General features: G+C 50.6%; 20 protein-coding genes and 1 tRNA gene. 10 read left to right on the top strand and 11 right to left on the bottom strand.

What is annotated here, in order from left to right; translation table 11 throughout:
* Positions 1 to 4: 4 nt before the first annotated feature.
* Positions 5 to 1,567 (bottom strand): DNA recombination protein RmuC, encoded by a 1,563-nt coding sequence (gene rmuC / locus SAMA_RS09915; protein WP_011760007.1) that lies wholly within the window; start codon positions 1,565 to 1,567, stop codon positions 5 to 7.
* Between the two features lie 174 nt (positions 1,568 to 1,741).
* Here rmuC and msrP point away from each other — a divergent pair, with 174 nt between their 5' ends.
* On the top strand, positions 1,742 to 2,761 hold the full coding sequence (gene msrP / locus SAMA_RS09910) for a protein-methionine-sulfoxide reductase catalytic subunit MsrP (RefSeq protein ID WP_041409806.1): 1,020 nt from the start codon (positions 1,742 to 1,744) through the stop codon (positions 2,759 to 2,761).
* Positions 2,761 to 3,387 carry a protein-methionine-sulfoxide reductase heme-binding subunit MsrQ gene (gene msrQ, locus SAMA_RS09905; protein WP_011760005.1) on the top strand — a complete coding sequence of 209 codons (627 nt, stop codon included), beginning with the start codon at positions 2,761 to 2,763 and terminating at the stop codon, positions 3,385 to 3,387. Before msrP ends, msrQ begins: the two co-directional genes overlap by 1 nt.
* On the opposite strand, the gene SAMA_RS09900 is transcribed toward msrQ, so the two are convergent.
* The 3 genes from SAMA_RS09900 to SAMA_RS09890 all read right to left on the bottom strand — a co-directional run bounded on the left by SAMA_RS09900 (position 3,340) and on the right by SAMA_RS09890 (position 6,439).
* Positions 3,340 to 4,647: a GGDEF domain-containing protein gene (locus SAMA_RS09900; protein ID WP_011760004.1), complete on the bottom strand. Its 1,308-nt coding sequence runs from the start codon at positions 4,645 to 4,647 to the stop codon at positions 3,340 to 3,342. The two genes, msrQ and SAMA_RS09900, sit on opposite strands and share 48 nt — an antisense overlap.
* Positions 4,648 to 4,655: 8 nt before the next feature.
* Positions 4,656 to 5,642 (bottom strand): ABC transporter substrate-binding protein, encoded by a 987-nt coding sequence (locus SAMA_RS09895; protein WP_011760003.1) that lies wholly within the window; start codon positions 5,640 to 5,642, stop codon positions 4,656 to 4,658.
* Positions 5,643 to 6,118: 476 nt separating this feature from the next.
* Positions 6,119 to 6,439: a hypothetical protein gene (locus tag SAMA_RS09890; RefSeq protein ID WP_011760002.1), complete on the bottom strand. Its 321-nt coding sequence runs from the start codon at positions 6,437 to 6,439 to the stop codon at positions 6,119 to 6,121.
* A 174-nt stretch (positions 6,440 to 6,613) separates the two neighbouring features.
* Between SAMA_RS09890 and SAMA_RS09885 the strand changes: the two genes are divergently transcribed.
* From SAMA_RS09885 to SAMA_RS19150, 3 genes are read left to right on the top strand one after another with little or no spacing between them, the layout of a single operon-like run.
* A complete protein-coding gene (locus tag SAMA_RS09885) occupies positions 6,614 to 7,108 on the top strand; it encodes a putative 4-hydroxy-4-methyl-2-oxoglutarate aldolase (protein WP_011760001.1) in 495 nt (164 codons plus the stop codon).
* Between the two features lie 12 nt (positions 7,109 to 7,120).
* On the top strand, positions 7,121 to 8,935 hold the full coding sequence (locus SAMA_RS09880; protein ID WP_011760000.1) for an AsmA family protein: 1,815 nt from the start codon (positions 7,121 to 7,123) through the stop codon (positions 8,933 to 8,935).
* Positions 8,932 to 9,459, top strand: coding sequence for a BsuPI-related putative proteinase inhibitor (locus SAMA_RS19150; protein WP_011759999.1), 528 nt, complete (start codon positions 8,932 to 8,934; stop codon positions 9,457 to 9,459). The genes SAMA_RS09880 and SAMA_RS19150 overlap by 4 nt, the downstream gene beginning before the upstream one ends.
* A gap of 478 nt (positions 9,460 to 9,937) precedes the next feature.
* Here SAMA_RS19150 and SAMA_RS09870 read toward each other — a convergent pair whose 3' ends face one another.
* Positions 9,938 to 11,425 (bottom strand): lytic transglycosylase, encoded by a 1,488-nt coding sequence (locus tag SAMA_RS09870; protein WP_011759998.1) that lies wholly within the window; start codon positions 11,423 to 11,425, stop codon positions 9,938 to 9,940.
* 132 nt (positions 11,426 to 11,557) lie between these two features.
* The gene (gene gloB, locus SAMA_RS09865) at positions 11,558 to 12,334 is read right to left on the bottom strand and encodes a hydroxyacylglutathione hydrolase (protein ID WP_011759997.1); all 777 of its coding nucleotides are present in this window, start codon (positions 12,332 to 12,334) and stop codon (positions 11,558 to 11,560) included.
* A gap of 182 nt (positions 12,335 to 12,516) precedes the next feature.
* Between gloB and SAMA_RS09860 the strand changes: the two genes are divergently transcribed.
* Positions 12,517 to 13,239: a class I SAM-dependent methyltransferase gene (locus tag SAMA_RS09860; protein ID WP_011759996.1), complete on the top strand. Its 723-nt coding sequence runs from the start codon at positions 12,517 to 12,519 to the stop codon at positions 13,237 to 13,239.
* On the top strand, positions 13,236 to 14,144 hold the full coding sequence (locus SAMA_RS09855) for a LysR substrate-binding domain-containing protein (protein WP_011759995.1): 909 nt from the start codon (positions 13,236 to 13,238) through the stop codon (positions 14,142 to 14,144). The genes SAMA_RS09860 and SAMA_RS09855 overlap by 4 nt, the downstream gene beginning before the upstream one ends.
* 41 nt (positions 14,145 to 14,185) lie before the next feature.
* Here SAMA_RS09855 and rnhA read toward each other — a convergent pair whose 3' ends face one another.
* Positions 14,186 to 14,656, bottom strand: coding sequence for a ribonuclease HI (gene rnhA, locus SAMA_RS09850; RefSeq protein WP_011759994.1), 471 nt, complete (start codon positions 14,654 to 14,656; stop codon positions 14,186 to 14,188).
* Positions 14,657 to 14,727: 71 nt separating this feature from the next.
* On the opposite strand from rnhA, the gene dnaQ reads away from it, so the two are divergent.
* The 3 genes from dnaQ (at position 14,728) to SAMA_RS09835 (ending at position 16,947) form a co-directional block, all read left to right on the top strand.
* Positions 14,728 to 15,456 (top strand): DNA polymerase III subunit epsilon, encoded by a 729-nt coding sequence (gene dnaQ / locus SAMA_RS09845; RefSeq protein ID WP_011759993.1) that lies wholly within the window; start codon positions 14,728 to 14,730, stop codon positions 15,454 to 15,456.
* 59 nt (positions 15,457 to 15,515) lie between these two features.
* The gene (locus SAMA_RS09840) at positions 15,516 to 16,757 is read left to right on the top strand and encodes a TIGR03503 family protein (protein ID WP_232280547.1); all 1,242 of its coding nucleotides are present in this window, start codon (positions 15,516 to 15,518) and stop codon (positions 16,755 to 16,757) included.
* A gap of 113 nt (positions 16,758 to 16,870) precedes the next feature.
* A tRNA-Asp gene (locus tag SAMA_RS09835) sits at positions 16,871 to 16,947 on the top strand.
* Positions 16,948 to 17,095: 148 nt separating this feature from the next.
* Here SAMA_RS09835 and SAMA_RS09830 read toward each other — a convergent pair.
* From SAMA_RS09830 to SAMA_RS09810, 4 genes are all read right to left on the bottom strand, one after another.
* A protein-coding gene (locus SAMA_RS09830; protein ID WP_086015248.1) for an IS3-like element ISSham2 family transposase occupies positions 17,096 to 18,252 on the bottom strand; the annotation gives its coding sequence in 2 pieces (ribosomal slippage) (positions 17,096 to 18,015 and positions 18,015 to 18,252; 1,158 coding nt in all).
* 123 nt (positions 18,253 to 18,375) lie between these two features.
* Positions 18,376 to 20,199 carry a S8 family serine peptidase gene (locus SAMA_RS09820; RefSeq protein WP_011759989.1) on the bottom strand — a complete coding sequence of 608 codons (1,824 nt, stop codon included), beginning with the start codon at positions 20,197 to 20,199 and terminating at the stop codon, positions 18,376 to 18,378.
* Between the two features lie 194 nt (positions 20,200 to 20,393).
* On the bottom strand, positions 20,394 to 22,841 hold the full coding sequence (locus SAMA_RS09815; RefSeq protein ID WP_011759988.1) for a zinc metalloprotease: 2,448 nt from the start codon (positions 22,839 to 22,841) through the stop codon (positions 20,394 to 20,396).
* Positions 22,841 to 23,461, bottom strand: a complete 621-nt coding sequence (locus tag SAMA_RS09810) for a hypothetical protein (RefSeq protein WP_011759987.1) — start codon at positions 23,459 to 23,461, stop codon at positions 22,841 to 22,843. Before SAMA_RS09810 ends, SAMA_RS09815 begins: the two co-directional genes overlap by 1 nt.
* Positions 23,462 to 23,901: the final 440 nt, after the last annotated feature.

The following is a 23,901-nucleotide window of genomic DNA, read 5'->3' as shown; positions in this document are numbered from 1 at the left end:
GTGATTACTGTCTCTGGTTAGTCAGATGTGGCACTGGCGTTGAACCATTGACGGCCAGAGTGTCGGCTACAGTATCGTCGTCCTCTCCGGCTTCCATGCTGTCGTCAAGGGCGTTGTCAAGCAGTTGCTTGTCTAGCTGTTTACTGCTTTCAACGCCAAGCTGGCGCATTTGATGGGCTTGACGAATAAGATTACCGCGGCCGGTGGAGAGTTTGCCCATCGCTGATTGAAAACTTTTCTGCGCCGTGTCCAGCGAGCGACCTAACTTGTCCATTTCGTCCACATAAATACAGAGTTTGTCGTAGATTTTGCCCGCGGCCTTAGCGATGTGCTGTGCATGCAGATTCTGATATTCGTATCGCCAGATATTGTGAATTGTGCGCAGGGCAACCAACAAATTGGTTGGGCTGGCAAGCATAATATTGTGTTCAAGGGCGTAGCCAACCAGTCCCGGCTCCTGCTCAAGTGCCAATAAAAAGGCGGGTTCCACAGGAATAAACATCAACACATAATCGAGGGTTTTAAGGCCGTGGAGGTGTTGATAATCCTTTTGTGAGAGCAACTTGATATGGCTTCTGACCGACAGTACATGCTCTTTGAGGGCCTGTGCCTTGTCGGCATCCTCGCTGGCGTTAAAATAGCGCTCATAAGCGGTGAGCGACATTTTGGCGTCTATCACCACGTCTTTTTCGCCGGGCAGGTGGACTATCACGTCGGGTTTGAACTTTTGTCCATTCTCGGCCTTCAATTCTTGCTGGGTGTGGTACTCGTGACCTTCACGCAGGCCGCTTTCACTGAGCACCCGCTCCAGTATGACTTCTCCCCAGTTGCCCTGCTGTTTATTGTCACCTTTGAGGGCGTTGGTCAGGTTGATGGCGTCCTGGCTCATCTTCACATTAAGGGATGCCAGTTGTTCGAGCTGATGTTTAAGGCTACTGCGCTCGGCCTGTTCAATTGAATAGGATTCATTGACTTGTTTTCTGAAACCGTCAATTTGTTGTTTTAGAGGGCCGATTACCGCATCAAGCTGCAATAAATTCTGCCCTTTAAGCTGCTCCGCTCTCTGTTCAAAAATTTTGTTTGCAAGGTTTTCAAACTGCAATTTTAACCGGGCTTCTGCTGATTCCAGCAGGGCCAGCTTTTCTTCGAACGCCTGCCGCTCGGCGTCAAACTTGGCACTGATGCTCTGTTGCATGGCGATGGCCTTGGCGGTTTCCAGCCGGGCTTCCATCAATTGTCTATGGGTGTCGGCCAGCTTTTGCTCAAGTTCGGGTAACCGCTGTGCCTCAGCCTTGGCTTCACCGTAACGTTGGCTGACTTCCTCAATGCGGTTTTGAAAAAAGCTCAGTCGGTCTTCTTTATCGTCGAGTTGGTTTTTGTGCTCGTCCAATTGTGATTCAAGGGCGCAGATGGCGGCTTGATGCTGCTCAATACGCAGTGCATCAAGGCTTTCCCAGCGTTTACGGGTGAGGATCTGATTAATGAGAGCCCCGATCATCAGAAAAAGAAAACAAAGGGCGGAAATGGCTATCCATTGGGGAAGAGAAAAAAGGTCAAGCGGCGTCATGGTATTCCTTAAACCGGACTGATGGCGCTAAGCTTGGCATGGTCGAATACCGCCTTCAAGGGGCTTAAGAATGATAATTGGTCAGCTGAAGAAAAAATCACGTATTACTGAAAGAAGTCAGACCATACGGCTGTCTTGTTTAACAGCAGCCACCGAATTTTTAAGGAGCCTTAGGTGAAACGACGCAGAGTGACACGCCCATCTTGGCAACTGTCTGAGGCCGAGGTCACGCCCGAGCCTTTGTTCAGGGACCGACGTGCCATCGTAAAAGCGCTGGGATTGGGCGCCATTGGCGCGAGCCTTCCCGGCGCAGTGCATGGCAGTATATTTGATGTGTTTTCCTCAGCACCCAAGCCAGTTTTTATTCAAGCCCCCTTGTCTGCCAATAAGCCCGCTGCGTTTCAGGATTTTTCCGAGCCTCTCACTCCGGAAAACAAGGTCATAAGTCACAACAACTTTTACGAGTTTGGTACTGCCAAGACCGACCCGGTTGAAAATGCCCAGTCGTTTAAAGTGAACCCCTGGCACCTGTCGGTAGAGGGCCTGGTAGATACGCCATTGCAGCTTGATTATGATGATTTGCTGCAAAGCTTCGCCCTTGAGGAGCGTATCTATCGACTGCGCTGCGTTGAAGCCTGGTCAATGGTGGTGCCCTGGGTTGGTTTTCCACTGGCGGCACTGTTAAAAAAGGCCGGTGTAAAGGCTGGGGCTACCCATGTGGCGTTTGAAACCCTGTACGATCCGGCGCAAATGCCGGGACAAAAAAATACTTATGTGGGCGGTGGCATTCATTATCCTTACGTGGAAGGGCTGACCCTCGCTGAAGCCATGAATGAGTTATCTCTCCTGAGCGTAGGGCTCTATGGAAAAACCCTGCCGCCCCAAAATGGGGCCCCGGTTCGTTTGGTGGTACCCTGGAAATACGGCTTCAAGAGTATTAAATCCATTGTGAAAATTAGGGTGATGAACAAGCAGCCACCTACAAGCTGGAATCAGCTAGCTCCCCACGAATATGGATTCTATGCGAACGTAAACCCCGATGTGGATCATCCCAGGTGGTCTCAGGCCTCTGAGCGCAGAATAGGTCCGGGAGGGCTTTTTTCTGCCGAGCGTATCGCGACACGTCCGTTCAACGGTTACGAAGAGCAGGTAGCGCATCTCTATAAAGACTTGGATTTGAAAAGGTATTTTTAATGCGATTGACCCCGGGACGACTGTTTTGGCTAAAGTGCGCACTGCATACGGGGTTTATTTTGCCTTTGTTGTGGCTTGGATGGGGTGTTGCACTTAACCAATTGGGCGGCGACCCGGTTCAGTACCTGATTCACTTTACCGGTAAAGGCACGCTTCACGGGCTGATGCTGACACTGCTGATAACGCCGCTCGCAAAGCGTTTAAAGATGGGACCGTTAATGCAAACCCGGCGTTTGATTGGTTTGTGGACCTTTAGCTATGGTGTGTTGCATCTACTGGCCTTTGTCAGCCTGGACTTACTGTTTGCCTGGAACATGTTGTTGACGGAAATTTTAAAGCGCCCGTATTTGTTGGTGGGGATGGCAGGCTTGGTGATTTTAACGGCGCTCGCCGTAACCTCCTTAAAAAGCCTACAAAGGCGCATGGGGCCCCATTGGCAAAGGCTGCATAATTGGGTGTATCTAGTCGCCTTGCTTGCTCCTGTACATTACCTTTGGTCGGTAAAATCTGAGATCATCGAGCCCAGCCTGTATTTGCTGCTTTGTCTGTGGTTATTGTGGCTGCGGCGTGAGAAGCTCCTAAACACCGCCTTCATCCGCAAGGTTTTCAGCCCCTTGTCGAGCTGATTTGATGTCGCGATCGCCTCGCTTACAGGCATACATGTTGCGATCGGCAACATTGATAAGCTCTTCTATGCCTGTACCATCCTGGGGATAGCAAGCCGCACCGATACTGACGTCAATCAGCAGGTGGACATTAGCAAAATTAATGTCCAGATGAAGTTTATCCAGCAGCTTTTTGATTACCACCTCCAGTTGCAGGGTATGCTCTATGGGTTCCAGCCACACAATAAATTCATCTCCTCCTATACGGGCAACCATATCCGATTCACGAAGGGTATGGGAGATCCGCTGAGCAACAGTGACCAGCACATGATCACCAATGCTGTGGCCGTAGTTATCATTGATGGGTTTGAACTTATCAATATCGATAAACAGCAGAGCGCCTGTGCCATTTGAGCGAGCAAGGCGTTTCAAACTTTGCTCCAGTAATCGATGAAACGCATAACGGCTGTACACCCGGGTGAGCGAGTCATGTTCCGCTTCGTACTTTAATTTGTCCTTTTGCAGTTGCAGCACTTCGGTGCGTTTATTGACTTCGTCCTGCAGCTTATCTCTGCTGACCGTAATTTGCTGTAACTCCTGTGTCATCCAATTAAAGTGTTTGGACAACTCGGTAAATTCGGAGCCCGAATCTTCACATACCCGTGTCTCCAGATTGCCTTTGGCGAGATCTCTTATTCCTGATTCGAGGGACAGCATTCCCTGTTTGAATACTGACATGGTCTTGAGATTGAACAGAATGACCGCCGACATCGACAGAAAAAGGATCACCGCAATCAGTAGCAGCAGGTACTGTTTGGAATAGAACTGCTCCTCCACCAGGCGGTGACGTATTTCCCCCATTTCGTCTTGCATGGTTAGTAGAAGGGTGTTGAATCGTGCGTTGAGCATGGCGGCGGTTTCTACATTTTCTCTGGGGGCTGAAGGATACAATTGCATTAACAGTTTCAGGTTGTGATTGGTTTTTTTTATGTGGCTCAGTAACGGGTTGTACTGGGCGTCCTTTTCGAGAAAACCAATTTGCTCATCCAGTAATTGGGTTAATTCGCGCGCCTTGTCCAAGGCCTGTAGATCTTCATAACGATTGAGCTGCCATAGTTCACCGGACATCCGGGATAGGGTGACCTGGGCCTGTTGATAGGAATAACTGTGACGATAGCCGCGTACATCCATTCCGACCAAGTAAAGCAATATACCCATCAGCAGAAACAGCAAAAGTCCTGAAATCACTACGCTGAGTTTGAGTCGTTTGGAAAGTGTCATGGTTCACCTCAATGTGAGCGGAACGTATCCCTAATCTGGCTGAGTGCAGTTTTATCGATAAAATCACGAAAATCAGGTGCTTGAGACTGGTCCACATAGCCAGAATCTATTGCCCAGTGGGCTTGGGACAGCAGCTCTAATTGGAGTGTTTTATCTAACCCAAGATGAAAGTGGTAGTCCGCCCAAAAACCTTCTATCTCAGGCAAAGGCACGTTGAGATAGTCACTGACAAGCTGTTTGGCTTCCGCCGGACTGGTGATGATACTGGCAACGGCTTCATCCAGCGCCCTGAGTACACGCACGTGGGTGTCCTGCTTACTCTGAATATCGCCCCGCATAGATAATAAATTGAAAGACAAACGGTAAAGGCCTTTCGTGCTGAGTTGGCTGCCATCGCTTTTAAGAGACTGCATCAGCTCGCTGGCATAAGGCTCCCACAGAGAGACTGCATCCAATTGTTTATCAAGCAGTGCCTTTCCCAGCTCTTCAGGAGCCATAAAACGGGCGGAAATCAGAGCGTTTTCCACACCATGAAGCAGTAACGCGGAATTGAAAAAATACTCGCTGGAAGTGCCTTTGACCATACCCACACTGTGGCCTGAAATATCCGTCAACGACGTTATGCCGCTGTCTTTACGCACAATCACTTTAACGTCGTTATCCGAGGTGACAAAGCTCGTAATTACACTAAAGTCATTACGTTTAAAGGCGTTATACATCACCACGGATTCAGAGCTTGTGGCTAAATCCGCTTCGTTTTTTATCAAGGCATCAAAGCATCGGTGACCGCCCTGCAGGAGCTTTAACTGCACTTTCAGGCCGTGTTTTTGAAAGAGCCCCTTCTTTTCGGCGACGATAATGGGGCTCGACAGCGGGGTAGCCGATACGGCGATAGTCAGGGAGTTGGTGGCATTGGCCGAACCCTGGTCTACCGAAACCATCAAATACCAAACTACAGCGATTGACATTGCCAAGGCTGCAACCAATCTCTTCATGTTGTCGACATCCTCCCCACGCTGATTTGAGTGTAGTTGGCTTTAATCCTGATCGCACAGGTGCCTGACGGGTTTTCAGTAGAAACCTCTTAAGAAAAGGCCCTGGGTGGGATTAACCCTTCGACAACAATCCTGTTGCTGAAGAAAACAGAGGAAATTTTTCAGGAGTTCGAAAAATAGCTTTTAAATACAGAGGTATGTAAGAATTTTGTGTCAAGTGGCTACAGGATAACCACGTTTATACCGAGAGACCACGTGGGGTACAGGCTGCTAGAGAGGAGGGCAGTGAACAACAAGGCTGCTCAACAATGTGTCATTCGTAAAGCAGTAAAGGAATGGAGAGCAATGTGAAGATAGAAGCTTTTATTGTGTGGCAACGCGTTATAAAGGGCAGATGACCGTATATTTTAAGTGAGCAGTAACATCAAACATACCTGAGGTAAGAAACGCCAAGGCCTTAAATAAAGGCCTTGGAATTAGTTTTTGCTATCCAGCTTGCTCATTATCTCCAACACTTCGTTATAGGAAAGATTCAGTTCTTTGGAGAGGTTAATAATTTTGGTTTTATAGGTTTGGATATTTTCTTGCTGAGCTAACAGTGCTTTACGTTCAGCGACCCATTCGTTTACCGACTCCTGCAACAGTTCCATGCGGCGCAGGCTATAGTCGAGTGAGTCCAGATATTTGCGCATCTGTTGCTTATTTCTTGCTTGCTCAAGATCCGTTGAAAGCTTTTTGTCGTAGCCATATTCATCCAGCGCGGCAATTGCACGTTGCAAATCTATATCGGTTGTCATCTCAGCTTCGCTTTCTGTAAATACTCTGGTGCCTGAGTGCAGGCAATATTAAGGGGAATGATTATAAAGAATAGTGCAATTGAGATAAAGGCCGTGTTGATTGCTTGAGTGTGAATATTCATCAGGCTAGAGTAATCCCTGTCTCTGCAGGAAAATGATAATGGGAGTAAGGACATGCTCGACCTGTTACCGGATTTGTTTGATGAGTTTGCCGAACATCTCACCTTAGTGGCGGCGCCCTGGCGTCAGTTTGGTGCGAAACGGATTTTTTACGGACAGGTGGTCACCGTAAGCTGCTTTGAGGATAACTCCAGGGTGAAGGAGCTTTTGGCAACCCCCGGAATGGGCCGGGTCCTGGTGGTTGACGGCGGTGGCTCACAGCGTAAAGCCCTGGTCGGCGACCTGATTGCTCAGTCAGCTCTGGACAATGGCTGGGCTGGCATTGTTGTTTACGGTGCCATCAGGGATGTAGGTACTCTCGCCACCTTAAATATAGGCGTTCAAGCGTTGGGTTCTGTGCCCATAAAAACTGAACGTCGTGGATTGGGGGACACAGGTGTTACACTTAACCTGGTCGGCGTCACCGTCAATCCCGGTGACTGGATATATGCTGATGACAATGGCATAGCCGTTTCCCGAGAGGCCTTGCCGATTATTGAACAGGATTAAAGGAAAACCAGGATGAAATTGATCAAATGGATCTTCGCTGGCATCGCTGCGATTGCCGTCTTAGTGGTGCTGTACATTACTCTCATATTTGACCCCAATGATTTTAAACCCATGCTGGTGGATGCTGTAAAAGAGCAGACAGGTCGCGACCTTGTTATTGAAGAGCCGCTGTCATGGCAATTTTTCCCCTCTATTGGCATTCGTCTGGCGGGGGTGAGCCTGTCTAACCCCGAAGGCTTTAAAGAAGCCCATATGATGGCGGTTAAAGAGGTGGTTGCCGAGGTTAAACTTCTGCCCCTGCTCAGCCGGGATGTACAAATCGATCAGTTGCGTCTCGACGGCGCCAAGTTAACCCTGGTCACCACCAAGCAGGGCAAATCAAGCCTCGATGGCCTGACTGGCAACACCACATCTGCTGATAAACCGGCAGACGTAAAGCAGGGCCCGGGGCTCAATGCCATCAGCATTGGCGGAATAAACATCAGTGATACCAGCATTACCCTAATTGATGAAGCCGCTGGCAGCAGCCAAACCTTTACGCTGTCGTCATTAACACTGGGTGAGTTTACCCCTGGAAAAGCCGCACCACTGGCATTTGCGTTCGGCGCTGATTTGCCTGATATGAAGGTAAAAGGTGAGGGTGAGGCGACACTGACGGTGAGTGAAGCTTTTAATGCCTTGTCACTTGTCGGATTGAATTTGGAGGTTAATGCTCAGGGCAACTCGCTGCCAAAGGGCGCTGTAACAGTTGAGTTTGCCGGTGGAGCCGATGTGGCATTGGAAGCCAAAACCGCCAAACTGACCGTGGATAAACTAACCCTGATGGACATTGAAGGCAAAGGCGCCATTGCAGCAAACTATGGCAAAAAAGTGCCTTTTGTGGATGTTGAGCTGGCCTTTGGTGCAATCGATGTCGACGCCATTCTCGGTACCGAAAAGTCGCAAACCAAGGCAGATTCGACCGCACCCGATACCGCGCAGAAAGAGCCGGACTTGTCCGGGATGAAGGCCGTTGATGCCAAACTCAAATTGGACATTGCCGCCGTGAAAGTGGCAGGTCTGTCTACTGCTGATTGGGCACTCAGAGCCAATCTTGCCGGGGGCGTGCTTAAAGTCGATGAACTCAAAGCATCCCTGTATGGCGGCAAAGTGGGGGCGAGCGCCACCCTCGATGGCCGCAAAGTACCGGCGGTCTATAGCTTTAATAAAGCCATCACTGGCGTACAGATATTGCCACTACTGAAAGATGCTGCCGAAGTTGATTTGCTTGCAGGTACGGCCAACTTTGACATTCAGGGTAAGGGCGCAGGTTTGCTGGCAGACAACATCAAGCGCAACCTCAATGCCAATGGTAAGTTTGAAGTGGCCGATGGTGCGCTCTATGGTGTGAACGTGCCACAAATGATCCGTGATGCACAGGCCAAGCTCAAAGGTGATTTGAATGCGGCCGCCGGTGGCGAAGAGAAGAAGACTGATTTCTCAAGCCTTACAGGTTCTTTGAATATCGCCGCAGGAAAAGCCAATAATCCTGATTTGTTGATGCTCTCACCGCTACTGCGAATTTCCGGGCAGGGCGGCGCAGATCTTATGGCCGAAACCCTCGACTATAAGCTCGCCACCAAGGTGGTTGGCTCACTGGAAGGACAGGGCGGTGATACGGCGTTGGCAGGCATAGAAATTCCGCTCGCTATTACCGGCAGCTTTACCGAGCCCAAATTTGCCCTGGATACCGAGGCTCTGCTCAAAGGCCAACTGAAGGGCGAGACTGATAAACTCAAAGATAAGTTGAAAGATTCCCTGTTCAAAAAGTTGGGAGGTAATCAATGAAACTGCCACTGCTGATGCTAAGTTTGCTGCTCGGCGCTGGTTGCGCCGAGGCGGTTGTAACGCCTGTGACGGAGGATACCAACTTACGTCAACAGCAAAACGGATTTAAGGAAAACACCATGGACATGCCACTTATTGGAGCCCTGACAGTAGAAGGCACTGACAAACGTGGCAAACTTTTGGTTACGCTCACTGTCACTCACCAGGGCAGCAGTGTGATTACCGCGCACTTCACCTCAGGAATGGGCGCGGATCTCTGGCTTATGGATAAGGGGCATCGCAAGGTATGGGCCTGGTCGCAGGAAATGATGTTTACTCAGGCATTGAGACAAACCCAAATCGCCCCCGGTGAGGTGCTGACGCATAAGTTTGCTGTGCCTCAACAAGCGCTGTCGAGCTGTCAGGGACCCTGCCAGTTTGAGGCAATCTTTGCTGGCACCACGGAGGGGCGAAGCCCATTGATGGCCCCTGTCAGCATGAATGTATCCGGGTTGGCGGTGCCAGTCATCCCCCCTCGCAGCTGATAGCAGCGGCAGTACTCAGGAAAAAGTACGTTGGGGTGTAGGAAAAGGAGCGGCGTGGCCGCTCCTTTTTATTTCGGGTCTTGAGCTACGACAGCTATCGATAGCGGACGATTTTTAATAGCATCAAATCAGCGGGTCACTGTTAATGTCAATGACCCCGTGTCAACGAACAGACCGCCATATCTGTATGCCAACTTGCTGGATGGTTGTAGTTTCCGTTCGATTTATTTGCATGAACAGCTGGGGTTATGTCACATCGATTCTGGAGCGACATTTCCGGCGGGATTTGAGAATCTTGTCATTAGAATCTCGTGATTTGAGAGTGCGAGTTAAGCTTCAACCCCGGGGATAGTTGGTAACCTTTGACTTATGGGTCAACCCAATGGACTTATGGGCCAACCCAATGGCTTTGTCGAGGCTATTCCTTCGCCCAATAAAAAAGCAGCCTGTGGCTGCTTTTTTATTGGGTGGGCACGGCTTACTGCAGCATGACGGTCAGGGTCTGTCCGGGCTGCAGGGCACTGCTGGAGAGTTTGTTCCAGCTCATCAGCTCAGAGATCTTGACCTTAAATTTCTGCGCAATCAGCGACAGAGAGTCGCCGCGTTTGACTTGATAGGTGGTCGAGCGCGTGTTGGCGACGGCTTTAGAGCCTGGCCAAACTGTCAGGAGCTGCCCCTGACGGATGATTGCTTTGCTACCCAGGGAATTCCATTTTTTCAGGTCATTCACACTGATACCGTGGGCCTGGGCGATTTTCCACAGACTATCACCGGATTTTACTTTGTAGCTTTGTTTTGGCGTTGCCGATGCCAGCTGCGCACTTGCATTTGTGCGGCCATTGGCTGGCACTACCAATTCTTTGCCGGCAATCAGCTGATTGTTCTTCATCTGATTCACCTGCTTGAGCACCTGAGGTGTGGTGCCGAATTGGCGGGCAATGACGCTAAGACTGTCACCACGCTTAATCTGGTATCTGGCCCACTGTACCCGCTGCTCTTGCGGGGTTTGCGCCAGTGCCACGACAAAATCAGGCGCGTTGCTGACAGGTACCACCAAGCGGTGAGGACCTTTGGGGGCGGTTGCCCACTGTTTGAATCCGGGATTCAGTGACTTAAGTTCACTGACACTCAACCCCGCGAGCTCTGCTGCCAATGCAAGTTCTATCTGGCTGCCTATCTCTACGACATCGACTACAGGTTCGTTTTTGATGCGAGGTAAGGAGACGCCGTATTTATCTGCGTGTTTGACAACATCGGCCAGCGCCAATAGATTTGGCACATAATTTCGGGTTTCCCGAGGTAGCTTTAACGCCCAGATATCAGTCGGCTTGCCCGCTTTTTCATTATGACGTACGGCACTCAATACCCGGCCTTCGCCGCTGTTATAGGCTGCAATTGCATAGTGCCAGTTGTTGCCGGTGCGATCGTACAGGTATTCCAGGAAATCCGCCGCTGCTCGGGTGGACGCTACCACGTCGTTGCGGCCGTCATACCACCAGTTCATCTTCAGTCCGAAATAACGGGCCATGGGCGGCGTTAACTGCCATAAGCCGGATGCACTGGCATGGGAAATAGCGTCTGCATCAAAAGCACTTTCGATGGCGGGTAACAGCGCCAGTTCCAGGGGCAATCCCCGTCGTTCGAGTTCATCGACTATCAGATACAGGAATGGCTCGGCACGGCTGAACACTTGCTCAAGGTGCCTTGGATTGGCCAGCAACTTCTGACGGAAAGGTGCGACGTAGGCTTCGTTGGGCTTTTCCCAGTGCATACCTTCCTGCATACGTTGCCACAGATCCCGTGCTTCAACGACCTGCTCCCGGGTGTCAGATTCGGTGGGGGAGACAACTTCTAACGTCGGATTGATATTGGTCTCATCATCAGCTGGGATGTCCCCATTAGGGATCAACTGACAGCCGGAAAGCAGCAGTAAGCTGCCGGCAAAAAAGTAATTAATGTTTCGCATGAAAACAGGCAAACCCTCGTTATTTATTATGTTTTATGCCGTTCCCGTCATTATTCGGGCCGCACAATCGCCGGGTAGGCGATGCAGTCATTCCATGTCATAAGCAAAATGGCCGACATAGTAGCGCAAAAGTTAAAAATTGTCTTTCCAACGGCGCAAAAGGGCGAGGCAGGTCACTTCATCTGGCACTTTTTGTCCAGCTTGTGCCGCGACAGCGGCGTGAACAGTTGCTGTATCTACCCTCAAAAAAGGGTTGATTGCCTTCTCGGTTCCAAGGGTGCTTGGCAGTGAAGGCTTGTTGGCTTCACGTAGGTTGTTCACCTGCTTAACGTAATCCTGAAGACATTGATTTTGTGGCTCCACTGCCAGCGCAAACCTCAGATTGGAGAGGGTATATTCGTGGGCACAATAAACGAGGGTGTCATCGGGAAGAGATGCTAACTTTGCCAGTGAATCGTAAAGTTGACCCGCATCACCTTCAAATAACCGGCCACATCCGCCACTGAACAGGGTGTCTCCACAAAAAAGGGCGTTGTCTACCACGAAGGCCAGGTGGTCCAGTGTGTGGCCCGGCACCGACAGTACTCTGACAGGGCTGGTCAAGCCCGAAATGTCGACAGTATCGCCGTCACGGCAAAGAACGTCACTGTAATCGGAGGTTACAGCGCCATAGACAGTGAACGATTGCCCATTTGACTTTGCCCAGTCACGTAGTTGGTTTATGCCACCATTATGATCTCTATGGTGATGGGTCAAAAGCACCGCAGTTAATTGCAGGTTCAAGCGTTGGAGGGTGTTTATCACAGGCATTGCATCGCCTGGGTCGACCACAACAGCACCACCATCAGGCAGTACAATCATCCAAATGTAGTTGTCCGCGAACGCGGGAATGGGGCGAATATCCAACATGCTTTGGCTCTTGTGGTGAAAAATGCTGGGCGTGAGTGTGTCATGTCTGCGTAATTAAAGTACAGTGAAAATCCATTAATGGATGAGGTGAAACAGAGTCCTTTAATAGGGAAGGGGTTGGTGCAATAGGTAAAAGAATTAATGTATGCTATTGCCAAGTTTAGGCTTTTTATCGAGCTCCCATGACAGATTCGCCGACACCATGGCAGGCCTTGCCAGCGCATCCCCAGTTGCAGGCGGCGGTTGAAAATACCCTTAATGCCTGGTGGCCAAAGGTGTTCGGCTATCATTTGCTTAAAATGGGTGCGTTTTCCTCGGCCATCGACACCCATAGATGCAGTATCAGTCACCAAATCTCACTGGACTGTGCCCCGGGCGGTGGAGTTCAGGCCGATTTCCATCAGTTACCTTTTCAAAATGCCTGTATAGATGCCGCACTGATGAGCTTGTTGCTTGAGTTTGAAGAGGACCCTTACCGGATCCTTCGTGAAACAGACCGGGTACTCATCAGCGGTGGTTATTTGTTTATTGTGGGTTTTAATCCCCTGAGCAGCCTGTTTTTTGGAAAGTTGCTGCCTTCCTTACGACAGCGTGCGCCCTGGCATGGCCGCTTCTTTTTACCTTCTAGGGTCAGGGATTGGCTTAGTGTTCTTGGCTATCAGGTGATCAGCGATGAGCGCTTCTTCTACCATCCGCTAATAGGCGACCCCAACAGATTCGCGTTTTGGCAGGATGTCCTGCATGCCTGGCTACCCGGTGCAGGCAGCCTGTATTTACTGGTTGCCCGTAAAGTGGACATACCGCTAACCCCACTTGCCGATAAGTGGAAAGTCGCCCAACCCAAATGGACGACCGCAGCCACTGCAGGCCGTGCCGGTCGGGTTGTCGGAGCAAACGAGCGATGAAAATGACCCTCAGGCAGCTTGAGGTGTTCGAAGCCATTGCCCGCTCGGGGCAGGTGAGTAAAGCCGCTCAGTGGCTTGGGATGACGGGGCCGGCAGCCTCAATGGCTCTCGCAGAGCTTGAAAAGCAACTGTCAGTGCGACTCTTTGAACGTGTTGGCAATCGGCTGCGACTTAATGCTCAGGGCGCACAGCTGCTGCCTCTTGCCACCGAGCTGTTGGCTCAGGCATCCAAAGTTGAAGCCCTGTTTAATGCCAGCGGCGCAGTGTTGGCCGGTGAGCTTAAAGTCGGTGCCAGTACCACTATTGGCAATTTTCTGCTGGCCAAGGCCGCGGTGGCGTTCGGTCAGCAGCATCTGGATGCTCTGGTGGACGTGTCTATTCACAATACCTCTGCGGTTATCGAACAGGTGGCTAACTTTGAGGTGGAGCTTGGCTTTATTGAAGGCCACTGTGTGGATCGCAGACTGGATGTCCGCGCCTGGCATCAAGACCATTTGTGTGTTTTTTGTCATCCGGCCCACCCGTTGGCAGGGCGAAAGGTCTCGGTCGATGAGGTCAGGCAGCAATACTGGGTGCTGAGGGAAGAGGGCTCTGGTACGCGGGAACATTTTGTCAACGCAGCCCATGCACTCGGGCTGCATCCCGAGGCGCGGTTTTGTTTTTCAACCGCTGATGCCATCAAACTCGCGGTAAAACAGGGGGCAGGGCTTGGCGTGTTATCTGAATTGGCACTTGAGCGGGAACTTGCCCGCCGTGAGCTCGCCCTGATTGAAGTGACCGGCCTTTCCATTACCCGGCCATTCTTTCTTATCCGCCACAAAAGCCGGCAATCAACGGCACTTGCCAATGCGTTTGTGCAGTTTTGTCAGAACTTTTTCAATATTCAGGAAAGGCCGGTAGTCTAGCGGCGATACGCCGCATCGCCTCTGGATGATGCCAGTGGTTGTCAGGGCTGATAGCCCTTATCAATTTGAGTCGGTTTTGCTTCGGCCGCTTCACGGGCAAGAGTGTCACAGCGTTCGTTTTCGGCGTGGCCCGCATGGCCTTTCACCCAGCGCCAATCCACCTTGTGCTTGGCGGCTGCGGCATCGAGGCGTTGCCACAGATCCACATTCTTGACCGGCGTTTTACTGGCAGTCACCCAGCCCTTTTTCTTCCAGCCATGGATCCATTCGGTAATGCCCTGACGCATATATTGGCTGTCACTGGTCAGGATCACATCGCAGGGTTCCTTAAGGCTTTCCAATGCCACTATGGGGGCCAGCAGCTCCATACGGTTATTGGTTGTCAGGGCAAAGCCATCCGCGAGTTCTTTGCGGTGCTGCTTATAGATCATGACCACGCCGTATCCACCGGGACCGGGGTTACCCAGACAGGAACCGTCGGTGTAGATACGGATCTGTTTCAGTTCGCTCATCAAGTTGTTACCATAGTCAGAATTCCCGGCGAGTATAACCGTTTTTTGCCTCCTAAAGGCCAGAATTACCTATGAATATCATTTCAAATGCCGAAAGGCAGATCATCCTCGATACCGAAACCACAGGTATGAATCAGGGCGCCGGTGCGGTGTACCTCGGGCACAGGATCATTGAAATTGGCTGTGTGGAAGTGGTAAACCGTCGCTTAACCGGACGCACCTTCCATCAATATATCAATCCCGGCCAGGCGATTGATGAAGAAGCCATTGCGGTACACGGCATTACCAACGACAGGGTTGCCGGTGAACCCCGATTCCATGAGATTGTTGGCGGATTTCTGGATTTTATCCGCGGGGCCGAGTTGGTGGCGCATAATGCGTCGTTCGATATGAGCTTTATCAACCACGAGTTTTCGATGTTGGTGCCTCAGGGACCCAAGGTTGAAGACATCTGCACCGTGCTTGACTCCCTTGCCATTGCCAAGTTTTTGCACCCCGGGCAGAAAAACAACCTCGATGCGCTCTGTAAACGATATGGCATAGACAATACCCGCCGTACTTACCACGGCGCTTTGCTCGACGCCGAGATCCTGGCCGATGTCTATCTGGTGATGACAGGCGGCCAGACCAAATTTAATTTGCACGCCGATGAAGGCTCTCAGGAGCAGGGCGGGATCATTCGCCTGGATTCCAATCGCCCAAGCCTTAAAGTTGTCCGAGCCACGGCCGATGAACTGGGTAATCATGAAAAACGGCTTGATTTGGTAGGCAAATCGGGCAAATGCCTCTGGCGGGGATAATCACCTTGTTGAAAGCCTTGCAACTGTTATTGTTGTTTGCGCTGGTCTGTTTGCAGGCCATGCCCGTGCTTGCTGGCGTCGTGCCCAAAGAGCAGGCGCGGGAGCTTAAAAATCGTTTTCGCATCGACCATATGGTGGAGAGCCTGACGCTGGTTATTCAGCGTGACTACGGCAGTGCACCCGTGGTGGTCGTGTTGCCGGATGGCAGCAAATGGTATGCCTCCAGACACCCAGAAACGGTTAAATGGACCGATGGGGTGACGGGTGACATCATTTCCATCGAAAATCCCCAGCCCGGTCCCTGGCAGTTGGTAGGCAAGGTGTCCAAGGGCTCAACGCTGCACATGTTAAGTAAGCTCTCGGTGGAAATAGACCCTTTGCCCCAGCCCTTGTTTCAGGGAGAGCGCATCAAAATTACCGCCAGACTCATGGGAGATGAACAGCGGCTCAGAATGCCGGGTTTGGACTATCTGGTAGAGTGGGTGGCCCGCTTTGTGAGCGATCATCAGCCAGGGGATGAAAACTTTGCGGCCGGTACAGTGACCGTGGGCAGCTATAAAGATGACGGTGAAGGCCTGGATGAACGACCCGATGACGGCATCTTTACCGGCACCATTAACCTGAATCAACCCTGGGGCCATTACAAATTTACCGTTCAGGCCCGCAACAATGTATTCGACCGTGAAGAAGAGATGGCGGTTATTCTCTCCAGGCATCCCATCAATCTTCAGCTTATTGAGCCGGACGACCCGCTCACATCACCTTATCGTATGAGCGTCAGCATCGATGCTGAAGCATTGCAACTGGCAGAAACTCACCTGGAACTGGAATTGGTTGGCCCGGCAGGACTCCAGTTACCAATCACCTTTTCCGGACTGACAGAAGGGCAGAATGAATTTGTGCTTCCTGAAGTCCATGAGTTCGGTAGTTACCGCATCAAAGGGGAAGCGTTCTCGACCACTGTGACCGGCCGCGAAATTGTCCTGAGTTTGCCGGAAAAATTTTTCAACCTTATCGAACCACCTGCGCCACCGCCCAGTCCGGAGGAGATAGCAGAGCGCGAAGCAGCAATTGCAGCAGCTGAAGAGGCCAAAGCCAAAGAAAGTGCCATGATGGTCCTCATTGGTGTTAATCTGGTGTTGCTGCTGCTTGGCATAGTTGCCATTATCTTCTGGCGTAAGCGTCAGGCCTTGAAAAAGGCCCTTGAAGCCGCGGCTCTGGATGCCGCCAATCAGGACAAATCATCGAAATCCATGAAAGAAACTCTGGATGATATCGACCTGACGTTGCCTGATGATTAGCAGAGTGCGCTGCACCTAAAAGACTGTTTAAAATTTAAGCTAACGTTCTGTTATCAAATATAAAGCCATTGACCCAAACAAAATGTTGCGGGTATGATGCGCGCATCAATTGGGGAGCGGTAGTTCAGTTGGTTAGAATACCGGCCTGTCACGCCGGGGGTCGCGGGTTCGAGTCCCGTCCGCTCCGCCAACATTCATCAAGCCCAGGCTTTTAAATAGCTTGGGCTTTTTGATTTTTATGCTTTCCACTTCCTCATATCGCGGTTTGTGACCGTGACCTTTCTCTGACCCAAGGCAGATTGTGGCCGAGGTGCATTACTTGAGGGGGGGAATCGCCACTACTTCACTAGACGACTTTTAGCCTCATTAAAATACTTACGCTCATACTCTAACGGTGATAGCCCATCATTGGAACTATGCTGTCGTTTCGGGTTGTAAAACATCTCAATATAATTAAACACATCCATCTTTGCCTCGTTCCTAGTCGCATAGATTTTTCGCCTAATTCGTTCACGTTTCAGCAGTTGAAAGAAACTCTCCGCTACTGCGTTATCATGGCAGTTGCCCCGACGGCTCATGCTACCTTCCAAACCATGAGCGCTTAGAAATTCATTCCAATCATGGCTCGTGTATTGGCTTCCTTGATCTGAGTGAACCAGGACATTTCCATCAGGTTTACGACGCCAAACCGCCATCAATAAGGCATCTAACGCAAGTTCTTTGGTGATTCGACTGCCCATTGACCAACCAATAATGTGACGTGAGAACAAGTCCATCACTGCGCCAAGATAGAGCCAACCTTCATGCGTTTTGATGTACGTAATATCCGTCACCCACGCTTGGTTTGGCGCTAAGGGGTTAAATTGCCGTTCTAAACGATTTGGCGTTACAACATGCGGCTCACCACTACGAGCTCTAGGCTTGCGATAACCAACTTGTGCTCGCAATCCTGCTCGCTGCATCAGGCGATATACGCGATTAATACCGCATTGCTCACCAAGATCACGTAGATCTCGATGGAGTTTGCGATATCCATAGACGCCACCAGACTCAAGCCAACATTGTTTGAGTTGGCCTGTAAGTCGTTCATTATCGCGTTGTCGCTTCGACTTGGCGCAACTTCTCCACGCGTAATACCCGCTCGGATGAACATCAAACAGCTGACACAGTTGCCGCACAGAGTGGCTGTGATGATGCTCTTGGATAAAGGCGTATCTTACTCGGGGTGGCTTGCGAAGTACGCCGCGGCTTTTTTTAACAGGTCACGTTCTTCAGTAACGCGCTTAAGCTCTTTTTGTAGTCGTCGAATTTCGGCGGACTCAGCAGACTGCTGAAGGTGTTCCTCAGAATCAGGGCCATAGCGCTTAATCCAGGCATAAAGACTGTGGGTGGTAGTACCTAAACGCTGAGCAACGTCAGCAACAGAATGGCCGGCAACAGTGACTTGTTTAACTGCTTCGATTTTGAATTGTTCGGGGTAACGTTTATGGCTCATGGACACCTCTTTTTTCGCTAGTCTATCTAACTCAAAGGTGTCTAGGAAATCAGTGGCGATTCATAACGTTGTATCATTAACAAAAAGAGCGCCTTCAGGCGCTCTTTTAATACGGCTTAGCAGTTAGTTGAATGTCACGCTTGAAATGTCAGAGCAGTTCGCGGTGCCATCTTCACAGATTTGGTAAGTGTAGATGCCATAAGGGTTGTTGAGCGTATCAACAAAGTTACCATCGTTGGCAGTGGCGGTAATTACCACGCCATTACGAAACACATTGACCTTGCGGGTTGAGGCGCCCGACCAATTAAGTTCAACCTGTTCTCCGCGTTTGCCTGAGTACGTAGCCGTGGTGAGTTGGATGTCTACCATGGGTTTGGCACTGCAGTGGTTGCTCAACAGGTATTGATGGGCGTCGGCCACTTTGACGATGCCATAACCAAAGTAGTCATCCCTCCCGGTGGCGCCGGCATCAAAGGCTGTTGCTTTAAGCGCTGCGCGAATGTCATTGCCACTGCATTCTGGATGGTTCGACCACAATAAGGCTGCCAAACCACTCACGGCTGGGGTCGCCATGGAGGTTCCGCTCATAAAGCCATAATCTGAGCTACTGATCTCTACGCCAACTGAGGTTGCAGCCAGGATAGCACTGCGGTCTTCCAGTGTGGCGCCAACGGCCGGAATACCGGTTGTGGTGTCGGCGCCCAAGGTGCCATACAGCATACCCGCAACGTTATTGATGATAACGGCAGCAATACCACCGGAGGCTTGGCAATTCATGACTTTGTCATTAAAAGATATTTCGCCTCTATCAATCAGGCAGACCTTTCCGTCGGCGCCTGAATCTATTGCCTTGCCAAGGCCCATGTAATAGCCGCTGCCGGTGACATTGCCTTGTTCAGCGTAGCCCATTCCGGTAGAGCCAAGTACCTGACCATCAGCGTTTAATACCGACGCTACCGCCATATCGGCAGGGTAGGTGGACAGGGTATCAACGCCCCCTGCGGTGACTTCCACGCAGGTGGTATCAATAATCTGCTGATTATTCTTGTTGCCCTTACCTGAGTAGATAATGGTGCAGGCAGGAAACTGGGAAAAGTCCGCGATTGCATCATTGGCATTGTTGGCGCCAATCATCATGACTGACTCATAGCCAGCCGGGTAGGTTCTGACGTTGTTACCGTCGTTACCTGCTGCTGCAATCACCAGGCCGCCATTTTTGGTGAACTCCTTGAAGGCATTCTCTTCTGTACTGTTGGGACGTCCACCACCCAGACTCATATTGATGATGTTTGCCCCTGCTGCAGCACACTTCTCGGTGGCAAGTGCAAGATCGGATGAATAGCCCCAGCCATTGGCGTTAAATACCTTGATGATGTGCATGTCGACACCCGGCGCCATGCCAACCACGCCAAAGCCGTTATCGGCTGCACCTATGGTGCCGGCAACGTGGGTGCCGTGGGGGCCACCATTTTGATCCCAATTGCCGGTGCCGGGGTCGTTGTCACCCGTGATGTTTTGCCATAGGAAGTCGGGGTTTGAACGATCGAGCCCTGAGTCAATTACACAGACTTTGACGCCTGAGTTTGCCTGGAGCGTGAGTTGATTAGCCTGAGATTGATAGACTGCATAAGGGGTGATTTGTGTATTGCGCGGATCGCCCACATCGTCGCTGTAGCCCATCAGTTCCCGTTTGGCATCTTCTTCGATGAGTTGAATGTGTGGGTTGTTCAATAACCCTTTTACGGTCGCAAGATCTTTGCCGCTGAAGGTGGCTGAGAAAAAGCGATTGCCCTCGGCGTGAATTTTACCGCCCAGTTGTTTGGCGAGGGCCTTCACCACGCCTTTATGCCCGGCATCTACCTGAATAACGTATCTGTCATCGGCGGCATTGGCGGCCATGGCCATACCAATACCCAGTGCTAATAGGGTTTTATTCACTGTTTTCATTTGTGTTCCTGAAAGTTGTTGGTAAATAGCAGGCCAGTTGCGCAACGCATTTGTAGTCAATTCCATCGGCTGTTGCTCTGACACTGCGATTTCCTGAAATGTCTGGCCATGTTCAGTGCCAACTGACATGGCCCTCTGGATTTAAGTCTTGTGAAAAGGAGAGCGCCTGCATTAGCGCCTCTCCACACCTGCTATTAATTCAAGTGTTCACAGCGACCGAACTGAGCACCGGATTTCACTTTGTTTATCAGACCATTGGGGAAGCCTGTCTTGATTGAGTTACCGTTTTCACAGACATAAACCTCTGTCATATCAACATGGTATGAGATCATGGCACCAGCGATACCCCCCACCATTTTGCTGCCAGAAGCGCTGATGGACAGTGGGTTATTCATTGAGGAGTTGAGCGCTTCCATCACGCCCTGTTTGGCGAAGAAGTTATCCAGCGTCATCCAGCCGAGCTCTTTGATGTAGATAGCGCCAACAAAGCCCGCCCAGAAGTCACCTGCGCGACCTATGATGACATCGCCGTTGTCACTCATATCGAATGGGATCAAACCTGCGAATTCACCAAAAATACTGTGAACCCATTCAGCACCCATTTCGTCGCAGGCATTCTGACCCCAGAGTACAAAGGGCACATCTTCACACCATTTCAGACCACCAATATCGGTGAAGGCATTGCTGTCGGGTTTGCTGTGATCCCAAAGCAGTACATTGCCTGCTTCAGTCGCCAGAGCGATGGTTTTGCCATCGTAAGATGCGGCGTTCGCTTCAGTTGCACCGGCCTTTTGGTAAAGGTTGATCATTTTCCCTTCATTTACCCAAGCGACCGCTTCCCAGCCATCGAGTGATCCCAGAGCCACTTCGCCATTACCTGAAATGGCATGGGCTCGTACCCAGGAGTTGATGTTCCAGTCAACATCCTGGGTGTCCAGCTCATGCATGCCAGCTTTCGGTGTCCAGATGAAAGGAACCAGCTCGCCTTTGTCGTACTCGTAGCACATGCCATTGCCGTCGACATCCTTGTAAGCCAAGCCCACAACCGTATTACCGGCGTCGTCAATATCCCACGCGGAAGCCGCTTCGGTACCATGTTGCGTGCCACCGCCACAGCTGTTACCGGTGAAGTCGCCCAGAGGCATCACGCCTTTGGAATCAGACCAGATTGCCGGGGCGCTGACGCCGTTGCGATCCTGATCTGCATTCACAAGAATTTTGCTGCCGTTGCGGTTCATGCGACCTGTCTCAGCCGTGACATAATCGGGCAGCATTTCAAAGCCCTTGGTCTCATTCCAGGTAAAGCCATACCCCATGATGGTACCCATGGAAGAGCGGCCATTTTTGGCAAGATCCGTCAGGAATGCGTTGACGATGGGGCGGAAGTTGATGCCGTCGTCATAGCCGTTAAAGGTGAGATCGGCCTGCTTGGTTTTGCCGGCTTCGGCAACAATCGGGGTGAAATCACACTGATTATCAGTGACTGGATCGCTTCCCTCATTCTCATTCCAGTATTCGGCCACCGAGACGATGGGCATCTGACGGGTTGGATATCCGCCAACCTGGATCTCTTCGGTGTAAAGCACATAGCTTTGTCCAGGAGTCAGGCCGTTGATTTTGAAATAGCCATCGGGGCCCACCTTCCCCTGAGTCAGATAACCCGACTGAGCGGACACCGCATCCATCAGCGGATCGCTGAGGTTACGGGCAATGATATTGACGCCACTGTATTCGGTCTGGCCATCCTTGAGACGAAGTTTGCCTTCGATTGCGCCAAAGCCGGTTTTGTAGGCATCGGTTGGATAGAGATTGGAAATTGAGACTTTGTCATCCAGCACATTGACCGTGCTTTGGGCTGTTCCGCCAGCGCCGTTGTGGCTGATAAAGGGGAACATGGTTTCAATGATCTCGGGATCTGCAGGATTGGTTGGGGCATACCAATCCGGCCAGTTATAGGCGTGTATCGGCTCTACACCGCAACCGGCAACGCCGGGGTAGAGAGGCTCAAAGGTGTTGCTGATGTAACCCAATTGGCCATTGGTCTGGGAGTGTGACAGGTTAATCGCATGGCCAAATTCATGGGTAAACACACCGGCTACCTGGTTGCCTTCGGTATCGTTAACGTAGACGTTCCAACCGTTAAGTACCGCGGTGGCTTCGATAATCACGTTGTTTTCATCGGCAATTTCTGGGAAGGCGATACCCAGTACGGCACTTTTCGGTACCCCGAAAAAGTCTTCGAGGATACTGCCGTCTGTGTCATACAGTACCCAGAAGCCATAACCATTTTGCTTGGTATAGATTTCAGCGGCATTGGCACCTGTTACATCGGCGATGCCGGTTTTGTCCTGAATTGTGCCTGCAATATCAGCCCGGAACGTGGATGTTTCTACGTTGTTCCACTGATCAAAGGCAAATTGGGTAATCTCTCTGGCGCGATCGATAGACAAAAACACGCTGCCATCGTAATCGTAGGTAAACGCGGCGCCGCCATCGACATAAACGGGAATCGACCCTTTTGACGTGTCCCAGACATAGGGCTTGGGATTGGTGTCATCCGACGTGAGCAGTGGGCCAGCGGCCAGTGCGGAGCCCGCACTCAGCATGCCAAGTATTGCAACAGTAAATTTATTGAGTTTCATTATTTCATCTTCCCATTGCTGATCCATTGCTCTGAAACCGCTTTTCCAACCAGGCTCATAAAGTCTGTCGCACTAAAGGCACCGGTCGTTTTCAGCATGGTGTTTTCTGACTCGGACAACAGGCCCTGAGCAAATTCAATGTCATTGAACACGCCAAAGTTATTGAATTCGTTGCTGACTTTGCCGCCCTGAACCACGAACTTACCGTTAGCCATACCCGCAGTGGTACGCAGTCCAGTCAGCTTTGCTGCTTTGTGCATGAATACAATGACAGTTTCATTGGCATTCCAGCGGGGAAAGCCCTCTGGCGATACGGCCAGCAGCTTGGTGCCGTTTGCATTGGCCCTGGGTTTGGTTAATCCAAATTGACGAAATGTGTAGATGGAGTTTTTCTCATGCTGGCCTTTGGCCGCGTTATTCACCTTGATTGTGACCTCTGTGTAGGGAACACCCTGGTTCGAAATTCCGTCTGTGACAGATTGAACCTGCCCGGACAGAATGCTTTCGGATTCACTGATAAGTTGTTTCAAATTTTGTGGTTTAAGTTTTGCTGCTTGAGCCGGCGAGCCAAGCAACACCAGCGCTGGGAGCAGCGCCAACAGGTAGGGTTTGAATTTCATGAAGTATCCTAATTGTTTTTATGACTTGAGCTTTGGTAGGGGGTACTACCATGGTTTCAAGCTAGCAATTCGGACTTTTGGCATATATCAGGGAATCCCTGATTTTTTGATTATTAAACGTTAGGGGAGATAGAATTGGCGTTTGATGCTCTTAAGTGTAATCTCTACCAGGCAGATGATATGCCTGATTAAGTGGGGATGTTGTGAATTATTTTGCTGATTAATTAGGCTTGTTTAGGTCAGTGTATTGGTTTTGCGAATTTCTTTAAAGGTGTGATTTCTTTTGTTGATGTATAAAAACACTTAAGATGATGTCATTGTTAGATAGTGAGACTGTTTTTTCGCTAGCATTCAGGATTTATATCTTTTTTGATTTCCTGCTGGTCGTGAGTTCTATTCATATTTATCAACAACTTAAAGTGTTTTGAAGTTGTTTTTCA

The organism is Shewanella amazonensis SB2B (assembly GCF_000015245.1).
In the GTDB taxonomy this organism is placed as follows: Bacteria; Pseudomonadota; Gammaproteobacteria; order Enterobacterales; family Shewanellaceae; genus Shewanella; species Shewanella amazonensis.
Note: the sequence above shows the minus strand (reverse complement) of the source record. Positions and strands in the feature narration are given on the sequence as shown.